19 protein-coding genes are annotated in these 19,655 nt (G+C 56.0%); 10 read left to right on the top strand and 9 right to left on the bottom strand.

Annotated features, from left to right (window positions below):
* Positions 1-108 precede the first annotated feature (108 nt).
* The 7 genes from V5E99_RS16645 to V5E99_RS16615 form a co-directional block, all read right to left on the bottom strand.
* Positions 109-303: a hypothetical protein gene (locus tag V5E99_RS16645; protein WP_499803414.1), complete on the bottom strand. Its 195-nt coding sequence runs from the start codon at positions 301-303 to the stop codon at positions 109-111.
* Positions 304-646: 343 nt separating this feature from the next.
* Positions 647-2,842, bottom strand: coding sequence for a hypothetical protein (locus V5E99_RS16640; protein ID WP_499803413.1), 2,196 nt, complete (start codon positions 2,840-2,842; stop codon positions 647-649).
* Positions 2,843-2,874: 32 nt separating this feature from the next.
* Positions 2,875-3,435 (bottom strand): hypothetical protein, encoded by a 561-nt coding sequence (locus V5E99_RS16635; protein WP_178991803.1) that lies wholly within the window; start codon positions 3,433-3,435, stop codon positions 2,875-2,877.
* A gap of 112 nt (positions 3,436-3,547) precedes the next feature.
* On the bottom strand, positions 3,548-3,826 hold the full coding sequence (locus V5E99_RS16630) for a hypothetical protein (RefSeq protein WP_499803412.1): 279 nt from the start codon (positions 3,824-3,826) through the stop codon (positions 3,548-3,550).
* Positions 3,827-4,737: 911 nt separating this feature from the next.
* Positions 4,738-5,055: a hypothetical protein gene (locus V5E99_RS16625; RefSeq protein ID WP_499803411.1), complete on the bottom strand. Its 318-nt coding sequence runs from the start codon at positions 5,053-5,055 to the stop codon at positions 4,738-4,740.
* A gap of 119 nt (positions 5,056-5,174) precedes the next feature.
* The gene (locus V5E99_RS16620; RefSeq protein ID WP_499803410.1) at positions 5,175-6,659 is read right to left on the bottom strand and encodes a tyrosine-type recombinase/integrase; all 1,485 of its coding nucleotides are present in this window, start codon (positions 6,657-6,659) and stop codon (positions 5,175-5,177) included.
* A gap of 361 nt (positions 6,660-7,020) precedes the next feature.
* Positions 7,021-7,212, bottom strand: coding sequence for a YegP family protein (locus V5E99_RS16615; RefSeq protein WP_499803409.1), 192 nt, complete (start codon positions 7,210-7,212; stop codon positions 7,021-7,023).
* A 448-nt stretch (positions 7,213-7,660) separates the two neighbouring features.
* On the opposite strand from V5E99_RS16615, the gene V5E99_RS16610 reads away from it, so the two are divergent.
* The 3 genes from V5E99_RS16610 to V5E99_RS16600 all read left to right on the top strand — a co-directional run bounded on the left by V5E99_RS16610 (position 7,661) and on the right by V5E99_RS16600 (position 10,242).
* Positions 7,661-8,599: a LysR substrate-binding domain-containing protein gene (locus tag V5E99_RS16610; RefSeq protein ID WP_499803408.1), complete on the top strand. Its 939-nt coding sequence runs from the start codon at positions 7,661-7,663 to the stop codon at positions 8,597-8,599.
* Positions 8,600-8,615: 16 nt separating this feature from the next.
* Positions 8,616-9,806 carry a low temperature requirement protein A gene (locus tag V5E99_RS16605; RefSeq protein WP_499803407.1) on the top strand — a complete coding sequence of 397 codons (1,191 nt, stop codon included), beginning with the start codon at positions 8,616-8,618 and terminating at the stop codon, positions 9,804-9,806.
* A gap of 70 nt (positions 9,807-9,876) precedes the next feature.
* Entirely contained in the window at positions 9,877-10,242 is a 366-nt protein-coding gene (locus V5E99_RS16600; protein ID WP_499803406.1) for a 5-carboxymethyl-2-hydroxymuconate Delta-isomerase, read from the top strand.
* 3 nt (positions 10,243-10,245) lie between these two features.
* Here the strand turns inward: V5E99_RS16600 and V5E99_RS16595 are convergent, their stop codons facing one another.
* Positions 10,246-11,148: a LysR family transcriptional regulator gene (locus V5E99_RS16595; RefSeq protein WP_499803405.1), complete on the bottom strand. Its 903-nt coding sequence runs from the start codon at positions 11,146-11,148 to the stop codon at positions 10,246-10,248.
* A gap of 226 nt (positions 11,149-11,374) precedes the next feature.
* Entirely contained in the window at positions 11,375-12,559 is a 1,185-nt protein-coding gene (locus V5E99_RS16590) for a cyanate transporter (RefSeq protein WP_499803404.1), read from the bottom strand.
* Positions 12,560-12,842: 283 nt separating this feature from the next.
* Between V5E99_RS16590 and V5E99_RS16585 the strand changes: the two genes are divergently transcribed.
* From V5E99_RS16585 to V5E99_RS16555, 7 genes are all read left to right on the top strand, one after another.
* Positions 12,843-13,025 carry a hypothetical protein gene (locus V5E99_RS16585; RefSeq protein ID WP_499803403.1) on the top strand — a complete coding sequence of 61 codons (183 nt, stop codon included), beginning with the start codon at positions 12,843-12,845 and terminating at the stop codon, positions 13,023-13,025.
* 85 nt (positions 13,026-13,110) lie between these two features.
* Positions 13,111-14,493 (top strand): glutamine synthetase family protein, encoded by a 1,383-nt coding sequence (locus V5E99_RS16580; RefSeq protein ID WP_499803402.1) that lies wholly within the window; start codon positions 13,111-13,113, stop codon positions 14,491-14,493.
* Between the two features lie 168 nt (positions 14,494-14,661).
* Entirely contained in the window at positions 14,662-16,311 is a 1,650-nt protein-coding gene (locus V5E99_RS16575) for a phosphoethanolamine transferase (protein WP_499803401.1), read from the top strand.
* A gap of 74 nt (positions 16,312-16,385) precedes the next feature.
* Positions 16,386-17,048 (top strand): class I SAM-dependent methyltransferase, encoded by a 663-nt coding sequence (locus V5E99_RS16570; protein WP_499803400.1) that lies wholly within the window; start codon positions 16,386-16,388, stop codon positions 17,046-17,048.
* Between the two features lie 123 nt (positions 17,049-17,171).
* On the top strand, positions 17,172-18,305 hold the full coding sequence (rnd, locus tag V5E99_RS16565) for a ribonuclease D (protein ID WP_499803399.1): 1,134 nt from the start codon (positions 17,172-17,174) through the stop codon (positions 18,303-18,305).
* Positions 18,302-18,595, top strand: coding sequence for a YcgL domain-containing protein (locus tag V5E99_RS16560; RefSeq protein ID WP_007898694.1), 294 nt, complete (start codon positions 18,302-18,304; stop codon positions 18,593-18,595). The genes rnd and V5E99_RS16560 overlap by 4 nt, the downstream gene beginning before the upstream one ends.
* Positions 18,596-18,715: 120 nt before the next feature.
* On the top strand, positions 18,716-19,648 hold the full coding sequence (locus V5E99_RS16555) for a D-2-hydroxyacid dehydrogenase (protein ID WP_499803398.1): 933 nt from the start codon (positions 18,716-18,718) through the stop codon (positions 19,646-19,648).
* Positions 19,649-19,655 lie beyond the last annotated feature (7 nt).

Raw genomic sequence — 19,655 nt, 5'->3', positions numbered from 1 at the left:
GCAGATGCAGGTTTTCATAGAGGGTTCTCCATTGGATGAATTGGGAGTGATGGTTGTTTCGCTATCGGGGTTTGATTCATTGGCTGCTTAAAATTTAGCCGCCAATCACTAAATGCTGTACATGGTTTTGGCATCACGCCTGAATTGGGTTTCTGTCACGCCGTAGTCAAGGCATCGCACCAGATGTGCCACTAAATCGGGGAACATGTATGGGATATGGTGGCCGTACCAATCTTCAAGATATTTGTAGGCGGCCTCGTACTGGTCGTATTGCTTGTTGATTTGGTTGTAAGGTAGCTTCATTGTCTGGGTTCTCCTTGCGTATGTAGGTTGTCACTGCACAGAGAGCGGTCGTTCTCTCTCTGGCAGATGATGATTGCTAGTAGCCGCGTAGCTTTAGAAACTTCTCCCACCATATCGAGCACCCTAGTTTGGGAATCAATAATGCGGTTATCTGCGTACTGCCGTGATTGCATGATCATAAAGGCAGTATCTCTGGCCAGAGCTTGCTGTGATTCATAGGTGTAAACTGTGAAAATCAGTATGAGTGATAACATCACCACCTTGATTAGTTTGATCAGGGATGTCATGAATGTTCGTCTTAAAGTTGGGATTGATGGGTTGAGGGAACTTGGCGCCCCCTCGGTTATTGTCGCTCTGCCTGCTGTGCTCTGGCGTTACCAAGTGCGTCTTTCAATGTGCCCTTGGCAATGTTTGGAACTTGAGAGAGAGTGTCTTTCATGCCTTTGTCGATCAAAGCAACTATCTCTCTCTTGTCACCTTCGTTCGCCGTACCGTAAAGAGTCACGTTGATGTTCGCCCCCTCGACAGTTATCGGCGTGTTGAATACTTGGCTTGTTGTTGTGGCGGCCTGCATACTACTAGAGTCGGACATTGCACTCTGCATTGCACTAAGAGTGTCGTACAGGTTTGGCATCTTCGATTGCTTAGGCTGGTAGTTCAGGTTTTTGTCAGAAGCACTGTTGAAGGATTGCGAACCAGTATCCAAATCTGGAATAGCTGGTGTGCCAAGAGTTGGTGCTTCCACTGGCTTATCCTTGACTCCAAGCGCCCAGTTCCAGAAGTTACCGATTGGGCCTGTCTGGCGTTGAGTATTGGTATCGACGTTCGAATAGTCAGGAGTTCCAACCATACTAAGGGAAACTGGCATGTCTGGAGGACTCAAGTCTTCCTGTAGCTTTTGCTGTTCAGTCTTCTTACTTCCATCCATGTTCAAGCCGGATGCCCAGTTGAGCAACCCAGTTTCAGCTTTGGTTAAGGCAATGTCGAAGTTAAGCAGCGTTTTTTGCAGTGGCTCCATGGCCTTGTTCAAATCTTCTTCTGCCTTAATTCGGTCGTGGATAGCAGAGATTAGTTCAGGGTTGTTTTCTTGGGCCACTCTTTGCAAGAACTTTTGGTTCTGTAGTGTGATTTCGCTGTTCTCAATAGAGCCAGCGTGACGCTCTTGCACGTCTCTTGTATTCTTGGCTACATAATCGTAACCAGCAATCAAATCTTTTGCTGTGAATTGAGCGTGGTGGTCTTTATTCAGATACTTGGATGCACCAGACTCATCGCCTTTGTAGCCACGGTTCTTAGCGACACCAAATTCAAACATGCCAGATACAGCGCCCAAGTGGGACAGGACAGCCATAGATTGACGAGAGTCCAACTTGCCTTTAGACAGGGCGTTACGGGTTTCCCTATCCATCATTGTGTTATCAATGCCTGTGATGTTGGCGGCACGCTTCACAGCAGCGGCATTATCAAGGAATTGAATTGCGTCATCGTCAGAATATCCTTTGCCTGTCATAGCACGGAACTGTTTAACGTATTCTTTGGCTGTGTCTGTGTTGATTGGGTTGGCGTAGTCTTGAGATGCTTTCAAGTATCCAGCACGTGCCTTCTTCTGTGTCTCTGTATCGTCACCAGATGCCTGTAGAGCGAATCCGAACTGTTCAGAGTCAGCGGTGGAGTGTTCGCGTGCCTCAACACGCTCATGTAATGCACCAAGGGCAGAACTGACACCGGCAATGGCAATACCGAAGCCACCAAGAGCGAGAGTTGCGGGGCTCAAGGCACTTGTAAAGCCACTTAGAACAGAGCCAAAACTTGAGGTTGTATTACCTACGTTGGCGATTCCCTTGGCGACGTTATGCAAGTTGCCATGACCGTGAGCAGCAAAGAAACGGGCCATACCACCATGACCACTACTTGAGTGACCACCAGAGTTAATCTTCGCACCCTTGGCTTGAAGGTTAGACAATTGCTGCTGCTGGATGGCGTTACGGTTGGCAGCGATACTTTGGAATGTAGCGTGCCGGGCGTTGCGGTGACTCTGAATCTGTTTCTGTGCGGATGTTTGGTAGTTCAGTGTTTGGGCTTTCTGCTTCAGTGTAGCAGCGTGGGTCTGAGCCTTCTGGGCAATGTTCTGCAAAGCCCCTTGGTTCTTTGTTGCCTGTCCCTGCACTCTGAGTAGTTCGCGGTCTGCACGGGACTTGGCAGTTTGCAATCTGGCTAGTTGAGCTTCCTCAGTTCTGGCTTGGGCTGGAGTTTTGGCAGAGGCAACTTTGTCTCGTTGACTAGCAACAGCTTGGTTAGCTTTGTTTGCCTTGGCTTGAGCATGTTCTAACTTGGCTTTGGCCTTGTCCAGTCCAGATATATCTAGTTTAACCTTGATACTCTTAGACATGATCTTATTGAGTCTTTCATAATCTTTTGCGAAGGTGTTTAGAATCTTGCTGGCGTTCTGCATCATTGCCATAAACTGTTGCATTGGGCCAGTGTTGACGTTGAACACCAGCGTGCCCGTGAGACGGGCTACTTCTTCATGCATCGACATGTGATTATCCTTGTGTCATAACTTGGAGCCTCTTATTGGGCGTGTTCCCAAGTAGCTGTTGGGCCGCTCATGTAGAGTTGTTCGTAATCCGTTGGGCCGCTTTGAGCTTTCACGTTAGCTTCCGCTTGTGCTTTGATGCCTGCTTTCCATTCAGCGAATAGACGTTCTTCTTCAGCAACTACAGCAGCATCACTATTACGCAATTTTTCTGCACGCTTGTTGTGGTCTGCAATCTCTTTCTCGTAGTCGTACTCTGCACGCTTAACGATTTTCTCAAGGAATTGCTCGTTGAAGACATTTTCAGGGGCGATACACACGAAAGTGAGAGCAGAGCCAGGAGTTGGAACAAGTGGTGTGCGAGCGTCAGAGTCAAGTAGCCAGCCTTCAGAGGCTAGTTGGGCGTAACGCACCATACCTTCGTAAGTGGTTAATACACGGAACTCCACTCTACTTGTTGGTGACATGCTGCCTTCATGTTGAGGAATGCCGTTCTTTGCTGCTTCAATGGCAGCTTTGATGTATTCGGATAGTTCAGCTTTGAGATGGCGGCGGTTAACTTTAGCGTCATAAGCTGGGTTGTATGTTGGGTTCATTTAAAGTCTCCGTTCTGGATGAGTTTTTTGGTTGTGTTTTATGCGGTTGTAGTTGCTTGGCAGATGCAAGCGAAAGATACGGCAGAGCTGCACATGCAGAGGATCATCAACATTAGACGATTCCCCCTAGAATGCTGTTAGCCACATCATTGCCAAACATCTCACGGAGCTTTTCGGCTACACGGAGCTTACGTTGAAGACGTTCTGCACTCTTCTGAATGGCTAGTTGACGAGTTTTTAGAATCTCAAGGCGTAGCTGTTTGGCTTGAGTCTCTTCAGGTGTCCGGTGTCCACGTTTAAAAGGCTCTTGCAGGCGTGTGGCTTCTTGCACAGGCTCATGAGGCTGGATGGTCACATTGATTGTGATGTGTTCGATGTTGATGGTGTTCATTTGTTTCTCCTAGATGAATAGAGGGGGTGTTGCTGGTTATGCGGCTTGTGATTCTTGAGTTGCTTGTTCAGCAAGCTTGCGGTCATTTCGCCACATGGCCATAAAACAAGCGTGAGAACAGCAACGGCGTTTAGATTTGTGTTTCGTGATAACTGGCTTATTGCAGCGAGCACAGTAGACGAGCAGGGATAGCGACATGATGTGTCTCCTTGGAGTTGTGTGTGAGGATTCTTTTCTACAGACAAGAATATGCCAGCATTTAAGCTGGCTCAAAGGATGCAAGTGATTAGTTGGAGGCGTCTCAAGAGCATTGGATTAGGTGCCAGTTGTCGTAGCAGTTACTGGCGGAACTGTCATCAGCTTATTGTGGGAAGCTTCTACGGGGAGGAATGCGATGCAGGAAATTAGAGCAGTATTCGTCGCCAAGACTGCTAGCTTGTGGAAAGGCATCCTAAAACCTTGCGACTGGAGTAACCTTATCTGTCTATGAGGAGGAGGTTCTTAGACAATGAAGGGTACGTATACGAAGTTGTAACGGTGGTGCCCCACGGATTACCGTTGGAATCCTGACCCAAGCTTAAATGGTGTGGGTAGTTGCATCGTCCATTCGCGTAAACGATCAACATGTGTTCTGACTACGACACTGGAGGCTAAACTAGTGTGGTAATCAAATGGGGGGAATTCGGGGGTAAAAGAGTTGTAGAAAACAATCGGTCCCTACACTTACTATTCTACAGGAAGTTCCTGATTTGTCAAGTAAAACTTTCACTTTTAGTTGCTGCGTGATGATTTATCTGTTATGGGGTTTCGGTGCTGGCTGGATGTAGGCGAGTGGTGTGGAATGCAAGCAGGGGGTGGATGCACTTTCTAACGAAGTGATATCCATGATTAACCCGCTTTCCTCATACGAGTCAACGTTTCAGCCAGTAGACCAAGGCAATAGTGAAGACAATCGATGCCAATATAAAAATGCAGTCGTCGCGAATCCATCGTGTATTGGTGCTCTTCTTCAACCGCTTTAATGACTCCGCACCACTCAAACCGCGCAGCCTGTTACTCACCAGAATGTTGATATCAGAATCGATGTCGCGGTTATGAGCATTGTTGCTTGATGCGATGAATATCCAAGGGATCACCCAGAATCCGCCTGTGAAGAGGCACAGCAAAAAATGAAGTATGTGGTTGGTGCTCTTCTTCTGACTGTTGAGGGCGAAGAGTAGATCGTTCATCGGTATTCCTTGGGGGCAGCGGATGGGCGGCGGTAAGGATAACGGGCCGTTCAGTGTGCGGGTATGCATCTATATAAAGGAAGAGAAATCGCTCATACCAACAACGCCGACTCAGTTATTTAAGCGGCGAGGACGGGGAGTTTTGAGATTGCTGCCAGCTTCTGTGCGGTGCTCGCCCCTTGCGAATAGACGTCAAACGTCACAGTGCCCGTTTCATGACCTACCAGTTCAGCGATTAACGTACCTTGCACTTCAGCCCTGACTAGCTGAGTGATGACCGTTTTACGGATCGAATGGAATACGTGTTGGGCGCCGTAACCTTGGGCTTCCTTGAGCCTGCCGAATGCCTTAGAGAGCGCGTCAGAACGGATGCCATACTTGTTCTTACTGTCAGACTGGATCAGGTAGCCGTCCTTCGAATCCTCCTTCAAACGCTCGATAATGCTCGACAGGGCAGGGTGCACAGGTACGACACGGATGCCCGCTGCGGTCTTCGAATCAACAATGTCGAAGCTCTCGATTCCATCCGGCTCAATCAGGTGCTCAACCCTTAACTGGCAAAGCTCTTCAATTCGGGCGCCTGTGTACGCACCCAAGAGGATCAAGTCGGCCAGTGTCGTGTGGTCAGCGGCTAGTGCAGCAGCGTGAAGCTCTGCAATTTCTTTCGGCTGGAAGTCTTTTCGCTGACGGTCTGCACGTTCCTTACCACGGGTTTGCGGTAGCTCATGGTTTTCGAATGGGTTGGCCTTATCCTTGAAGTCTTCACGCCAGCGAATGTCATGCTTTATTGCCCACTTCCAGAATACGTTACCTGCCAACAGATATTGGGTGAGGGTCTTGCTCGCTAGCTTGAGGGAATCGAGCCACGCTGATACGGCGTCGAAGTCGAGCGGCTTAGCTTCTTTAGCCAGGTACGCGGAAAGCTTTTCAAGCTTCGATTGCTGCTGATCTATCGTCTTGGTGGCTACATTCCGTGCTTCACGGTGCTGACGGAAAGTGGCGATACGCGGCTTGGTGATGGGCGACTTGACCTTGTGGGCAGTCGGGTCAGTCAGGATCGCTTGCACCTCTTTGGCTTCAGTCGCTGTAAAGTCATTCTTGTGAGCAATCAACCCGCCCCACATCTCCAGCACCATCTTATGAGCGAGGTCGTGAGCAGCTAGTTCACCATCCTTTCCCTGCATGGCGTAAACGGTTTCTGCTTCAGCTTGGCGACGGCGCCCAGTCTCGGTATCGCTGAAAACGAACTGCCGAAACTCTTCTAGGTGGGCCGGATCAATGTCCAGCGGTGACGTTTTCGTTTCGCCAAGGGCCGTGTCGATCTTGAGTTGGCGGATAATCTGGTTGAAGTCCTGAGCATCCTCTGCAACACGGTCTTTCCAACCATCACCACGGCGGCTTCGCTTATCCCGTGCTGCCTCGATTTGGGCTTTCCAATCCGCGAGAACGGAGAGGCGACGGGTCATTGCCTCTGATCGAAGACCGGTCTTCAGTGATTGGATAAATGCGGCCTTTCCGCCGAAGGCATGTCGAACGTCAGAAGGGATTGCCAGCTTCGCGTACCACGTGGATTCGCCCTTCTTCTGGATCAAATTGTGAGCCATGGACACGCCACTGTAGAATGAGAGGTATACAATGAATTGTACTACTCATTTGTACTACTATTGAAGCTGTAAGCCGCGTATTGCCGTGGTTAAAGGGGTTGAGGGTAATGTATGGTGAGTCCCTATCTCTCCGCCATTACATAGAAAAAGCCCCGTAGCTGAACAAGCTACGGGGCTTTTTTGTTTCTACTCTTTAAAGCTGATCGTGTTCGCACTACACGCGAAGGCTCGGCAAACGGAAACGTACTGGTCTCGGCGCTTTTCAAATCACCCTCGTCGTTGGCTGATTTTTCAAGCCCGTTTCCCTTGCATCCCCAGGGCGAACTAGCTGCCCACTGCACATGAGCAGCTATCGCGGTGCTTAAATCTCCTTAATCGGCGTCCCCTCGTGCACGCCCTTGATCAACCCGATCACATGCAGACAATCCGCCTTGTTCACATACGACTCCCCGCTCGCAACCGTCTCGTGATTCCCCGCCCGTAACCGCCAGCGCCATTGCCCTTTGCCGGTACTCGGGGTGCCTTTCGATTGCCTGTAAATCTCAAAATACATTCAACTCGCTCCGTGCGATGGGTCATTTGCGACAGCCTGTGTGCCGCATGCCAGCAAGCCTAGCGGAGCTGGTTGTTTTGGCTATCGAGTATGTGTTTCCAATGATTTGAGGGCTTTTCCTACAGTTTGATTTGCGCTTTTGACGAATGGCTCTCGCTCGCTCCTGCCGCTTCATCCGCGCTGGAGAGTTCGCTCCTGAAAGCTTTGTGCCGTATTGAAATTCCGGGCACGGCAGCCATCGCCGGCGATACGTTGATGCGGATTCACCTGCAGTTGCCCGACGCAATCAGCCCGAAACGGTTTTCACTTGGAGACTATTCGCACGTGAGGCCCTGGGGATCAAATCGCTGACGGTGCAGTGTTCCTACGCACAGCGGCGATCATGCCGATAGACGCGCCCCCCGGGCCTTTCTAAGATGGTCCAAGTTTTGGGGATCGGGGGCAGTGGATGAATCGTAATGAACTACGCAAGGCCGATATCAACCTGATGGTGGTGTTCGAGACTTTGATGCTCGAACGCAACGTCACGCGGGTGGCGGAGAAGCTGTTTCTTGGTCAGCCGACTATCAGTTCTGCACTTAACCGCTTGCGCACGATGTTCAACGATCCACTGTTTATACGCGTCGGCCATCGCATGGAGCCGACGGCCCGGGCCGAGGAACTGATCCAATACCTGTCGCCCGCTCTGGATTCGCTGTCAGTGGCCTTGAGCCTGACCCACAATTTCGACCCCGCCAGCAGCACCATGACCTTCCGTATCGGCCTGTCAGACGACGTCGAGTTCGGCCTGTTGCCACCGCTGTTGCGCGTCCTGCGCCAAGAGGCGCCGAAAGTGGTGTTCGTGGTTCAGCATGTCGATTACTGGCGCATTCCGGACCTGTTGGCCTCCGGCGACATCACCGTCGGTATCAGCCAGACCCGTGGCCTGCCGGCCAATGCCAAGCGCAAATTGCTGCGGCATATTCAGCCAAGCATTTTGCGCGCGGATGCGTCCGACACGCCGCTGACCCTCGATGAATATTGCTCACGGCCTCACGTGCTGGTTTCCCACACAGCCAACGTCAGTGGCTACGCCGATGAGTGGCTGGCGGAAATCGGTCGCACGCGCCATGTGGTCCTTTCCGTGCCGCAGTACAGTTCGTTGCCGGCGCTGTTGGCCGGAACGGACCTGATCGCCAGCCTGCCGGACTACACCGCTGAAGCGATGGCAGCGTCCGGCCAGTTGTTCAAAGAGCCGTTTCCCTTCAAGACCCCGACCCTCGACCTGTCCATGGTCTGGCTCAGCCATGTCGACACCGATCCCGCCGAACGCTGGTTGCGCTCACGTCTGGAGGCATTCATGAGCGAGCGGGGCATGGCTGACATGCTCAGTGCCGGTTCACTCTAAATACAGGGCCTAAACCATGAACCCATCCCGTTCGTTATTGCGTGGTCGCGGCAGTCACGACAGCGGCAAGGTCGGCATGGTCGAGTTGTTTTTCGATCTGGTGTTCGTGTTCGCCGTGACGCAACTTTCCCATTCGCTGCTGGCGCACTTGTCCATTGGCGGCGCGGTGCAGGTCGCGTTGATGATGGTCGCGGTGTGGTGGGTGTGGATTTTTACGTCATGGATCACCAATTGGCTCGACCCGGAAAAATTGCCGGTTCGCCTCGGACTGTTCGGCCTGATGATCGCCGGATTGCTGCTCTCCTCATCGATACCCAAGGCCTTTACCGACCATGGGTTGATGTTTGCCGGGGCCTTCGTGTTCATGCAAGTCGGGCGCACGCTGTTTGCGATTTGGGCGGTGCGCGGCGAGGCGCGGAACATGACCCGCAACTTCCAGCGCATCCTTGCCTGGCTGGTGCTGTCCGGGGTGTTCTGGATCGCCGGGGCGTTTTTGCAAGGCGATCAACGCCTGGCCTGCTGGGCGCTGGCGCTGCTGATAGAACTGATTTCGCCGTCCCTGTATTTCTGGGTGCCGGGGCTCGGGCGTTCGACGCTGGAGGACTGGAATGTCGAAGGCAATCACATGGCCGAACGCTGTGGGTTGTTTGTGATCATCGCCCTGGGTGAGTCGCTGCTGGTGACGGGGGCGACCTTTGCCGAACTGGACTTGAGCCTGCAAGGCGTAACGGCATTCGTGATGGCGGTGCTCGGCAGCATCGCCATGTGGTGGGTGTATTTCGACAGCGGTGCCGAGCGTGCCCACCATCGCATCGCCCATTCCACCGACCCGGGCCGGCAGGCGCGGATCGCCTACACCTACCTGCATGTCTTGATCGTCGCCGGGGTTATCGTCAGCGCCGTGGCCGATGAACTGGTGCTGATGCATCCGGATCACGCCAGCGACGCCGGCATCCTCGCGATCATCGCCGGGCCGTGGTTGTTTTTGCTGGGTAACGCATTGTTCAAGTGGGTGATGGCCGATCGTTTACTGCCGCCGCTGTCCCATCTGGTCGGCCTGGCACTGCTGATGTTGCTACTGCCCCTGGCGCTGAATCATCTGTTTTCAGCGTTGGTGCTGGGCGCATTGACCACGATGGTGGTGATGTTGGTGGCGGCCTGGGAGACCGTGGCGTTGCGTGAGTCCCTGGCTGCCCCGGGTCAGTAAAAGTGACCCGGGAGTAGGGCTGCTCTGTGTTATATGTAGGCCCTTTCTGCCAAACCTCAGGAGCACTGTCATGCCTCATCTGCACATGGAATACACCGCCAACCTGCCTGAATTGAATGCCGATGTGGCGTTGATCCGGCTCAACAATACGTTGGTGGGTTCCGGTCAGTTTGCGGCGGAGTTCGACATCAAGAGCCGCGCAGTCAAAGTCGAGACCTTCAAGGTCGGTACCGGGTTGGGCGAACGGGCGTTCGTGCACGTGAAGTTGGCGTTGCTCAGCGGTCGCTCGGCGCAGATCAAGAAACAGCTGTCCGACAGTCTGTTGGCCGTGGTGCAGGATTTGTGTGAATGGCCGACCGGTGTGGAAGTCCAGTTGTGCGTCGAAATCCTCGACATCGACCGCGAGTCCTACACCAAGACCGCCATCGGTCACTGAGTCTCAGGCGGCTAGCTGCTCGGCGCAGGCCTGGATCACTTGTTCGCGCAGCCATATGTTGGCGCTGTCTTGATCCAGGCTTTGGCTCCACTGCATGTCGAGGGTGAAACCCGGTAAGCCGTTGGGTGCTTCGCAATGCTTGAACACCGCCTCGTTGGCCAGCAGACGCTGGATGCGCCGGGGCAGGGTCAGGATGAAATCGGTGCCGGTGATCATCTTCAGCGCCGCGCTGTAGCTGTTGGATCGTGCCACGATCTGGCGCTTTTGTGCCTGCCGCGCGAGCCAGCCATCGACCATGTTGGTGGTGGACGTCCATGGCGTGGGGAACACATGCCGGCGTTCGGTGAAGGCTTGCAGGCTTAAACGCGGTTCCAGCGGCGTGGCGCGTTTGTCGAAGATGCACACCAGGTCATCCTCAAGCAGCATCCGGGATTTGAACTCCGGGTGGTTGCGATGAAAGTTCGGGCCGAAACAGATCACCAGGTCGAGGCTACCGTCGCGCAAATCTTCGGCCGGGATATCGGTTTCGAACTTGTGCATGTTGACGATCACCGGCAGGTCGGCGAAATCGAAGCGCTTCAACAGACGCGGCAAAATCAACTGCTCGAAGTATTCCGGTGCGCAGATGTTGAAGGTGACCGGTTGCGAGGTCGGATCGAACGCCTGGGCGCTGGTGTGGCACAAGTTGATGCTTTCGAGGATCTTCAGCACGTTGGGGTACATGGTGCTGGCTTTATAGGTGGGGCGCATGCCGGTGCGGGTGTTGATAAACAACTCGTCTTCGAAACTGGTGCGCAGTTTTTTCAGGCAGTAACTGACGGTGGACTGGCTGACGAAGAGCGCCTCCGACACACCGGTGACGCTGCTTTGCTCATACACGGCGATAAACACCATGAGGTCTTGCATATCGAGCTTTCTAAGCAAGTTACTGTTTAGCATCCGTTCTGTCTCGCTGTGCTCCTTGCGCTGACTGTGCGCAAACGTGTGCGAACGATCCTAACGGAACGATGGTGCCAGGAGAATGCCTTGTAGGACATTTCATGGTCAGTTGTGGGACAGATAATGTTGCGAACACGACCTGTGAATTTATTCCATGGAAGTACGGCCAGAGGCCATTACTGCTGCGGGCCGGTCAGTGAATGTGCCGGGCATAGTGCCGTGGATCGAAGCGCAGGACCATCAGGATCATCAGCGCCACCACGCCAGTCAGTGCCCACCAGGCCCATTCGAAGCTGCCGAGCTGGTCGCGGATCACCCCGGCAATCAGCGGCGAGAGGCCGGCGATCAAGTAACCGATACCTTGCACGAACGCGGTCAGGCCACCGGCCCGGCGCGGGTTGTCCAGGTGATCCAGCGACACGATCAGGCTCATCGGGAACAGCCCGCCGATACCCAGCCCCAACAGGCAGGGCCACAGCAGGCTCAGGTGTTGCGGGCTGAGAATCAAGCCGCAGAAACCGACCATGATCAGCCCCAGCAACACCACCAGTACCAGCCGACGGTCGCGGCTGCGGTTGGCGATCGCGGGGGTCAGCAGGCCGGAGATGACTTCCATCGCCGTCAAAAAGCCCAGCAGCAACCCGGCGCTCTGTTCGCTCCAGCCCTTTTCCACGTAATACGGCGCCAGCCAGGCGAGCACGCACGTGTAGGACGCCGTACCCAGGCCGAAGAAGATTGCGAGCAGCCAGGCGCGGGAATTGCTGAAGAAGGATTCATTGCGCGCGGCCTGCGCTGGCAGCGTCGGTATGCCTTTGCGCTGTGCGATCCAGAACAGCAACGCCACCAGCGCCAGTACCGCCCAGATCGCCAAACCCACGCGCCAACTGCCGGTTCGGGTCATCACCAGCGGTGCAAATGAGGCCGCAATCGCCGCGCCGCCCATGATCGACGTGACGTACAGGCCCATGCACACCGCCACGTTATCGCTGAAGCGGGACTTGATCAGCGCCGGCATCAGCGCCTGGATCAACGCGATGCCAATGCCGGCAGCGATGGCGCTGATGATCAGTTCGGCTGCCGAGTCGAGGAACAATCGCGACACCGTGGCCAGACCAATAATCAGCAGCGACAGCACCACGGTGCGCTGCTCGCCCAGGCGCTGGCTGATGCCGATGCCGAAGAACATCGCCAACCCCATGGCCATCACCGGCAGCATGGTGAGCAGCGACGCGAGGCTGAAACTCAATGGGATGTCGCCACGTATCCCGGTCAGCAACGGGCCCACCGCTGCCATCGAAGGGCGCAGGTTCAGCGCCACGAGAATGATGCTGACCATCAACCACAGGGCAGGGCGGGCAGTTACGCGAACGTTTTCCATGAGCAGGCCTTTCAAAAACAAGGCCCTGATTAGGCGGGAGGGGCAGGTTGGGGGCAAATCAGAAAGTCTGGAGTGGTATTTAGAAATTAAATAGTTAAAAGATCGCAGCCTTCGGCAGCTCTCACAGAGAACGGTTAAACCCGTAGGAGCTGCCGAAGGCTGCGATCTTTTAGCGGCGTCCACAATGTTTAGCCAACCCGCAACCAAAGTTCTTCAAATCCCGATTTAACGCCTCATCCACCCGTGTGACGCTGCGGCTCATCTGTTTTCTGCGGTTTTTTCTATGGACGGTTGGCCAATCGAACTCCACCACCAGGCATCCAGCGGCGCGTGTGCGTCCAGCCTTGGTCGTCGGTTCATGCCTGCCACCGCGCCCAACCTCTCTGCACTTCCTTCCGAACTGGCCTTCTGGGCGCTGTGGCATTGCCGTCATGCCCGCCCGCCGGATTCCCGCATTTTCCGTTGATTGTTCCTACAGGTCCTGCGCTATGCGTCGGGATCAAAGCGGCGACGCCTGCGCGTTTGCCTGACGCGGAAAAAAGAGAATTCCCATGAGTTGTGCCACGACCTCCTTCGCCACGAAGCAAGAAGCCCTGACCTTTCTGGAGCTGAACCCGGATATCGAGATGTTCGAGCTGTTCATCCTCGACAACAACGGTGTGCCCCGGGGCAAGTTGCTGCATCGCGATGAACTGCTGGCGGTGTACGAAAGTGGCCGGCCGCTGCCCAGCACCATTCTCGGCCTGACCATCAACGGCGATGACGTGGAAAACTCCGGGCTGGTGTGGGACGTTGGCGATATCGACTGCCGCGCCTATCCGGTCAGTGGCAGTTTGCAGCGCATGCCGTGGCGGCTGATTCCGACGGCGGCGGTGCAGGTCAGCATGCACCCCAAGGAAGGCATGCCGGCGACCATCGCCGACCCCCGGCACTTGCTGGCGAAAGTCATCGAGGGGTTGCAGGCCGACGGCTATTACCCGGTGATGGCGGCGGAGCTGGAGTTCTACCTGCTGGACCAGAAGCGCGACAGCAGCGGTCGGCCGCAACCGGCGCGGGACGTGGACGGCGGGCGACCTCGGGCGACCCAGGTTTACGGCTTGCGCGAACTGGAGCAGATCGAACCGTTCCTCTCCGATCTCTATAGCGCTTGCAAACTTCAGGGGATTCCGGCGCGCACGGCGATTTCCGAATACGCGCCGGGGCAGGTCGAAATTACCCTCGAACACCGCACCGACGCCTTGCAGGCCATGGACGAAGCGGTGCGTTACAAACGCTTGGTCAAAGGCGTGGCCCATAAGCACGGGATGGCGGCGTGTTTTATGGCCAAGCCGTTCGATGACCTGGCCGGCACCGGCATGCACATGCATGTCAGCCTGGCGGACAAGGACGGCAACAACCTGTTCGCCAGCGAAGCGCCCGACGGCACGCCGCTGCTCAGGCACGCGGTGGGCGGCATGCTCAGCACCTTGCTTGATTCGCTGCTGCTGTTTTGTCCGAACGCCAACTCCTATCGACGTTTTCAGACCAACAGCTACGCGCCGCTGGCCGCCACCTGGGGCGTGGACAACCGCACCGTGAGCTTGCGAGTTCCTGGCGGGCCAGCATTTTCCCGACACATCGAACACCGGATCTGCGGCGCCGACGCCAATCCGTATCTGGCGGCGGCCGCGATCCTGGCGGGTATTCATCGCGGCATCCGCGAGCAACTCGATCCCGGCGCGCCGGTGCAAGGTAACGGTTACGCCCAAGCCACTGAATTGCTGCCGACGGACTGGCTGACCACGTTGCGGGCGCTGGAAGGCTCGGGTTGGGCGCGGGAAGCGTTCGGCGGGGAGTTCCTGGGGGTGTACCTGGCGGTGAAACGTGCCGAGTATCGGCAGTTCATGGGCGAGGTCGGGGAGCAGGATTGGCGTTGGTACCTGAACCAAGCCTGACCGTTTTGCAAATAACTTAGAATATTTGCGTCTATATCTTGAGCCAACTATTCGTTGGCTTCTTTTTCACGAAAAATTGATGGTTGCCTGCTTAAAGTTTGTGCTGTCGCGGAAAATGAAATTTTCACATTTCCCGGCGGCACTTCTTTTCAGGAACAGTCGATCCGCATGTTGAAATTCAAAGCCGTGCGCCCCGAGTGGGTGACACTGATTGCCAGTGCCTTCTTGTTAGCCGGATTCAATCTGGTTCTGTGGCAACACCTTTTCGAAATCACTGCCTCCGACGCCAAAGGCATCGCCATGCGCGTGGCGTTTGGCGTCATGGTATTGGGTGCTTTCAACATCGTCCTGACCCTGCTGGCGTTCCGGCCTGTGCTCAAGCCGCTGCTGACGGTGATCTTTATGGTCAGTGCCGGCGTGGCTTACTTCATGAGTCAATACGGCGTGCTGATCGATGCCGGCATGTTTCGCAACTTTGCCGAAACCAATGCCACGGAAGTGCGCGACTTACTGTCGATAAAGTTGTTGGCCTATATTGCGTTTCTCGGTGTTTTGCCGTCGTGGTTGTTATGGAAAACACCGGTCAATTATCGCGTCTGGCATCGTGACCTTATAAGTAAGGTGCTGGTGAGTGTCGCCTCTGTTGCAGTAGTCGGTGGCGTGGCGCTGGCGAACTATCAAGGCTTGTCTTCGTTGTTTCGCAATCACCATGAATTGCACTTGATGGTCGTGCCAAGCAACTACATCGGTGCCTCGGTCGGTTATTTGCGTGAGCAAGTGGCGTCGGTGCAACAACCCTTTGTCAAGATCGGCGAAGACGCCCGCAAAGACCTGACCTGGCAAGCCCATGGGCGCAAATCCCTGACGGTGCTGGTGGTTGGCGAAAGTGCCCGGGCCGAGAACTTCGGCATCCTCGGCTATGGCCGCGACACCACCCCAAAACTCAGTAAAGAAGCAGGCTTGATTGCGTTTACCGACGTGCATTCGTGCGGCACGGAAACCGCCGTGTCGGTGCCGTGCATGTTCTCCAACATGGGCCGCAAGGATTACAACGCCAGCAAGGCGAAGAATGAAGAAGGCCTGCTGGACGTGCTCAAGCGTGCCGGGCTGGACGTGATCTGGCGCGACAACCAGTCGGGCTGCAAAGGCACGTGTGATCGCGTGACCATTGATGATGTGAGCAATCTGAAGGACCCGGTGTTGTGCTCCAGCAGCGAGTGCCGCGATGAAATTCTGCTGCAAGGTTTGCAGCACTTTATCGACAACCTCGACAAAGACACCGTGCTGGTATTGCACCAGATGGGCAGCCATGGCCCGGAATACTTCAAGCGTTACCCGAAAGAGTACGAACACTTCACGCCGGTGTGTGAAAGCAATGCGCTGAACAATTGCAGCCGCGAAAGTATCGTTAATGGCTACGACAACACCCTGGTGTATACCGACCACGTGTTGTCGACCCTGATCGATCTGTTGCGCAGCAACCAGGACAAAGTCGATACCGCGATGCTGTATCTGTCCGATCACGGTGAGTCCCTGGGCGAATACAACCTGTTTCTCCATGGCACGCCTTACATGATGGCGCCGGAACAACAGAAGCATGTGGCGATGCTCGCGTGGTTCTCCGACAGCTATCAAAAATCGTTCTCGGTCGACACCCATTGTCTGCAACTGAGTCGCGAAAAACCCTTGAGCCAAGACAACCTGTTTCATTCGATGATTGGTCTGCTGGAAGTCGACAGCAAGGTCTACAACCCAGACCTGGACATGTTCGCCGGCTGCCGTAGTCCAGTGATCGACGGCGTGCTGGCGAAAAAGTGAGGCCTTCGACTTATTTTTCACGGGCCGGTCGCTAATCTGCGGCCGGTAGATCCTCCAACCAAGAGCCCATGCACATGTCTTCGTTGCCCCCATCCGCCATCGAGCTTGAGTTCGCCCGGCGCTACGACCAGCAACACGCTCGCGTCTGTTTGCAGCCGCAACCGCGTGGCCTGACCGGGCGCCTGGCGTTCTGGCGCTCAGAGCAGTTGGTACGCAATGCGCTCAAGGTCGCCGGCGAGCCGGGTCTGGTCCTTGATGTGGCGTGCGGGGTGGGGCGTTTCTGGCCGGTGCTGGCCGAGCATGGGAACCGGGTGATCCTGGCGTCCGATCCGTCCCAGGACATGCTCGATCACGCCCGCACCCATCACCCGCAAGACTTGCTCAAGCGGATCAAGACCTTTCAGAGCTCGGCGTTCACCATCGGCCTGTCGGCCAACGCGGTGGATTGCATAATGTGCATGCAGTTGTTTCAACACATCGCCAGCCCCGACCATCGTCTTGCCATGCTGGGGGAGTTCCACCGCGTGAGCCGTGACACGGTGATCGTCGCGGTCCGGCTGGATAGCCGCTTCGGGCACCGCTCAGCGGATACCGAGGGCCATCCGCCCCGGGCGCTGCCGAGCAAAGCCCTGGTGGAGGCCGAGTTCAGGCAGGCGGGTTTCAGCCTGCTCAGTCACCAGGACTTGTTTCCCGGTTGCGCGCAACTGCGGGTCTACGTTCTGCGTAAGGCTGGTTAACCTCACTTCGTCAGACATTTCTTGCCTTTCTGTAGGTCTTTTCGCTAAAGCTCTTGTTCAGTGGATGCGCGGAATTCGCCGGGGGCGATATATACTGCGCGCCATTCTTCAAGGGAGAGCCGTGTGGCCATCGATATTCACTGGATTCGCGACAACGATAGCCTCGGTCAGTTTTGCGCCGAGTGGCAGCAGCTGCCATTCGTTGCCCTCGACACCGAATTCATGCGGGTCGACACCTTTTATCCGATCGCCGGCCTGTTGCAGATCGGCGATGGCGTACGCGCTTACCTGATAGACCCGCTGACCATCGACAACTGGCAACCCCTGGCCGCGCTGCTGGAAAACCCGGCGGTGGTCAAAGTCGTTCATGCGTGCAGCGAAGACCTCGAAGTCCTGCTGCGCCTGACCGGCAGCCTGCCGGCGCCGCTGTTCGATACACAACTGGCCGCTGCCTACCTGAACCTGGGTTTCTCCATGGGGTATTCGCGGCTGGTGCAGGAAGTGCTCGGCATCGACCTGCCCAAGGGCGAGACCCGTTCCGACTGGCTGCAACGTCCGCTGTCGGACACCCAGATCAGCTACGCCGCCGAAGACGCCCTGCACCTGGCAGAAGTGTTCGTTCGTCTGCAACCCAAGCTGTCTGAAGACAAGTACAACTGGGTGCTGGAGGACGGCGCCGAACTGGTCGCCAACCTGCGCCGCGAGGTCGACCCGTACGAGGTCTACCGCGAAGCCAAACTGGCCTGGAAGCTGTCCCGCGCGCAACTCGCGGTACTGCGCGAACTCTGCGCCTGGCGCGAGCACGAAGCCCGCGCCCGGGATCTGCCGCGCAACCGCATCGTTCGTGAGCATTCCCTGTGGCCGTTGGCCCGTACGCAACCGGACAACCTCGGTGCGCTGGCGAAAATCGAAGACATGCACCCGCGTACCGTGCGTCAGGACGGTGAATTTCTGCTTGATCTGATCAAGCGCTCTGGCAGTGTGTCGCCAGATCAATGGCCGCCCGCCGTGCCGGAGCCGTTGCCGGTGGACGCCGCCGCGCTGGTCAAGCAACTGCGCGCGATCGGCCAGGCCGAAGCCGAGCGCCTGAACATCGCGCCGGAACTGATGCTGCGCAAGAAAACCCTGGAAGCGCTGCTCAAGAGCGGCTACCCCAACGGTCCTTACCAATTGCCTGATTCGCTGCGTGGCTGGCGCCGCGAATTGATGGGCCAAGCGCTGCTCGACAGCCTGGCCACCGCCGGAGAACAGCCTTGAAACGTATTTGCTCCATCTACCGCAGCCTGAAGAAAAACGAGATGTACCTCTATGTGCTCAAAAGCGATGCACTGGAGCGCGTCCCGGAATCGCTGATGGCGGCGTTCGGCAAGCCCCATCACGCCTTCGACCTGGTGCTGACCCCCGAGCGCAAACTGTCGCGCGAGGACATCACCGTGGTCCTGGAAAACCTCGAAAAGCAGGGCTACCACCTGCAAATGCCGCCGGCCGAAGACGAGTACATCGAACACTTGCCCGAAGAATTACTGCGCCGCAACGACCCGATGTGATCGGCAGACAGGTTCTGTTCAGAACCTGTATGAAAGACTGGAATAATTTTGACGATGGCCACGACGCTGGAGCGTGACTCCGACCGTGGCCGTCTGCACTGTTTTTGAAAGGTTTGAACCATGCGCGTTCTGATTGCTGAACACGACCACCCTGTTTACGCCCAACTGTTGCGTCAGGCAGCGCCTGAGCTGGAAGTACTGACCAGTGGCGATTCTGCCGAACTGGCGCGTCAGGCCGCCGATTGCCCGATCTGGCTCGGTCAGCCGGACTTGCTGGCGAACCTGCTGCGTCAGGGCCACCAGCCACAATGGTTGCAATCGACCTGGGCGGGCATCACGCCGCTGCTGGCTGATGGCTTGCCGCGTCACTATCGTCTGACCCGGGCAGTTGGGATTTTCGGTCAGGTCATGGCTGAATACGTCCTGACCTACATGCTCGGCCATGAGCGCGAAGTGTTGGCGCGGCTGGTCAGCCAGGTCGAGCGCAAGTGGGACAATCGCCTGGGCCAAAGCCTGGCCGGGCGCAAGGTGCTGATCGTCGGCACCGGCGATATCGGTCAGACGGTGGCGCAATTCCTCGTGCCGTTTGGCGTCGAGTTGTACGGCATCGCCAGCGAAGCCCGGGAGCAGGCGCCATTTGTTGAAGTCGGCGCGCTGAGCGACTTGCCGCGTCTGGTCGGTGAAGTGGATTACGTGGTCAATCTGCTGCCCAACACCCCGAACACCCATGACCTGTACGACGCGGCGCTGTTCAAGCAGTTCAAGCCGACCGGCGTGTTCATCAACGTCGGGCGCGGTGTGGCGGTGGTCGACGCGGATCTGGTCGAAGCCTTGAAAGAAGGGCATTTGGCGGGCGCGGTGATCGACGTCTGCCGACAGGAACCGTTGCCGCAACGGCATCCGTTCTGGACGGCGTGGGGCTTGCTGCTGACCGGCCACAGTTCCGCACCGACCTCGCCATCGATGATGGTGAACCTGTTTGTCGAAAACCTGCGGGCGTATGAGGCGGGCCAAGCGTTGCGCGGCGAAGTGGATTTCGATCGCGGCTATTGAGGCGCTA

The organism is Janthinobacterium sp. LPB2021202312-11-4 (assembly GCF_037049705.1).
Taxonomy (GTDB): Bacteria; Pseudomonadota; Gammaproteobacteria; order Pseudomonadales; family Pseudomonadaceae; genus Aquipseudomonas.
This window is presented reverse-complemented; position numbering and strand designations above follow the sequence as displayed.

Excerpts from the sequence above, each read along its gene's own strand:
- V5E99_RS16645 (WP_499803414.1), bottom strand. The coding sequence starts at position 303 with ATGAAGCTACCTTACAACCAAATCAACAAGCAATACGACCAGTACGAG.
- V5E99_RS16640 (WP_499803413.1), bottom strand. The coding sequence starts at position 2,842 with ATGTCGATGCATGAAGAAGTAGCCCGTCTCACGGGCACGCTGGTGTTC.
- V5E99_RS16635 (WP_178991803.1), bottom strand. The coding sequence starts at position 3,435 with ATGAACCCAACATACAACCCAGCTTATGACGCTAAAGTTAACCGCCGC.
- V5E99_RS16630 (WP_499803412.1), bottom strand. The coding sequence starts at position 3,826 with ATGAACACCATCAACATCGAACACATCACAATCAATGTGACCATCCAG.
- V5E99_RS16625 (WP_499803411.1), bottom strand. The coding sequence starts at position 5,055 with ATGAACGATCTACTCTTCGCCCTCAACAGTCAGAAGAAGAGCACCAAC.
- V5E99_RS16620 (WP_499803410.1), bottom strand. The coding sequence starts at position 6,659 with ATGGCTCACAATTTGATCCAGAAGAAGGGCGAATCCACGTGGTACGCG.
- V5E99_RS16615 (WP_499803409.1), bottom strand. The coding sequence starts at position 7,212 with ATGTATTTTGAGATTTACAGGCAATCGAAAGGCACCCCGAGTACCGGC.
- V5E99_RS16610 (WP_499803408.1), top strand. The coding sequence starts at position 7,661 with ATGAATCGTAATGAACTACGCAAGGCCGATATCAACCTGATGGTGGTG.
- V5E99_RS16605 (WP_499803407.1), top strand. The coding sequence starts at position 8,616 with ATGAACCCATCCCGTTCGTTATTGCGTGGTCGCGGCAGTCACGACAGC.
- V5E99_RS16600 (WP_499803406.1), top strand. The coding sequence starts at position 9,877 with ATGCCTCATCTGCACATGGAATACACCGCCAACCTGCCTGAATTGAAT.
- V5E99_RS16595 (WP_499803405.1), bottom strand. The coding sequence starts at position 11,148 with ATGCAAGACCTCATGGTGTTTATCGCCGTGTATGAGCAAAGCAGCGTC.
- V5E99_RS16590 (WP_499803404.1), bottom strand. The coding sequence starts at position 12,559 with ATGGAAAACGTTCGCGTAACTGCCCGCCCTGCCCTGTGGTTGATGGTC.
- V5E99_RS16585 (WP_499803403.1), top strand. The coding sequence starts at position 12,843 with ATGGACGGTTGGCCAATCGAACTCCACCACCAGGCATCCAGCGGCGCG.
- V5E99_RS16580 (WP_499803402.1), top strand. The coding sequence starts at position 13,111 with ATGAGTTGTGCCACGACCTCCTTCGCCACGAAGCAAGAAGCCCTGACC.
- V5E99_RS16575 (WP_499803401.1), top strand. The coding sequence starts at position 14,662 with ATGTTGAAATTCAAAGCCGTGCGCCCCGAGTGGGTGACACTGATTGCC.
- V5E99_RS16570 (WP_499803400.1), top strand. The coding sequence starts at position 16,386 with ATGTCTTCGTTGCCCCCATCCGCCATCGAGCTTGAGTTCGCCCGGCGC.
- V5E99_RS16555 (WP_499803398.1), top strand. The coding sequence starts at position 18,716 with ATGCGCGTTCTGATTGCTGAACACGACCACCCTGTTTACGCCCAACTG.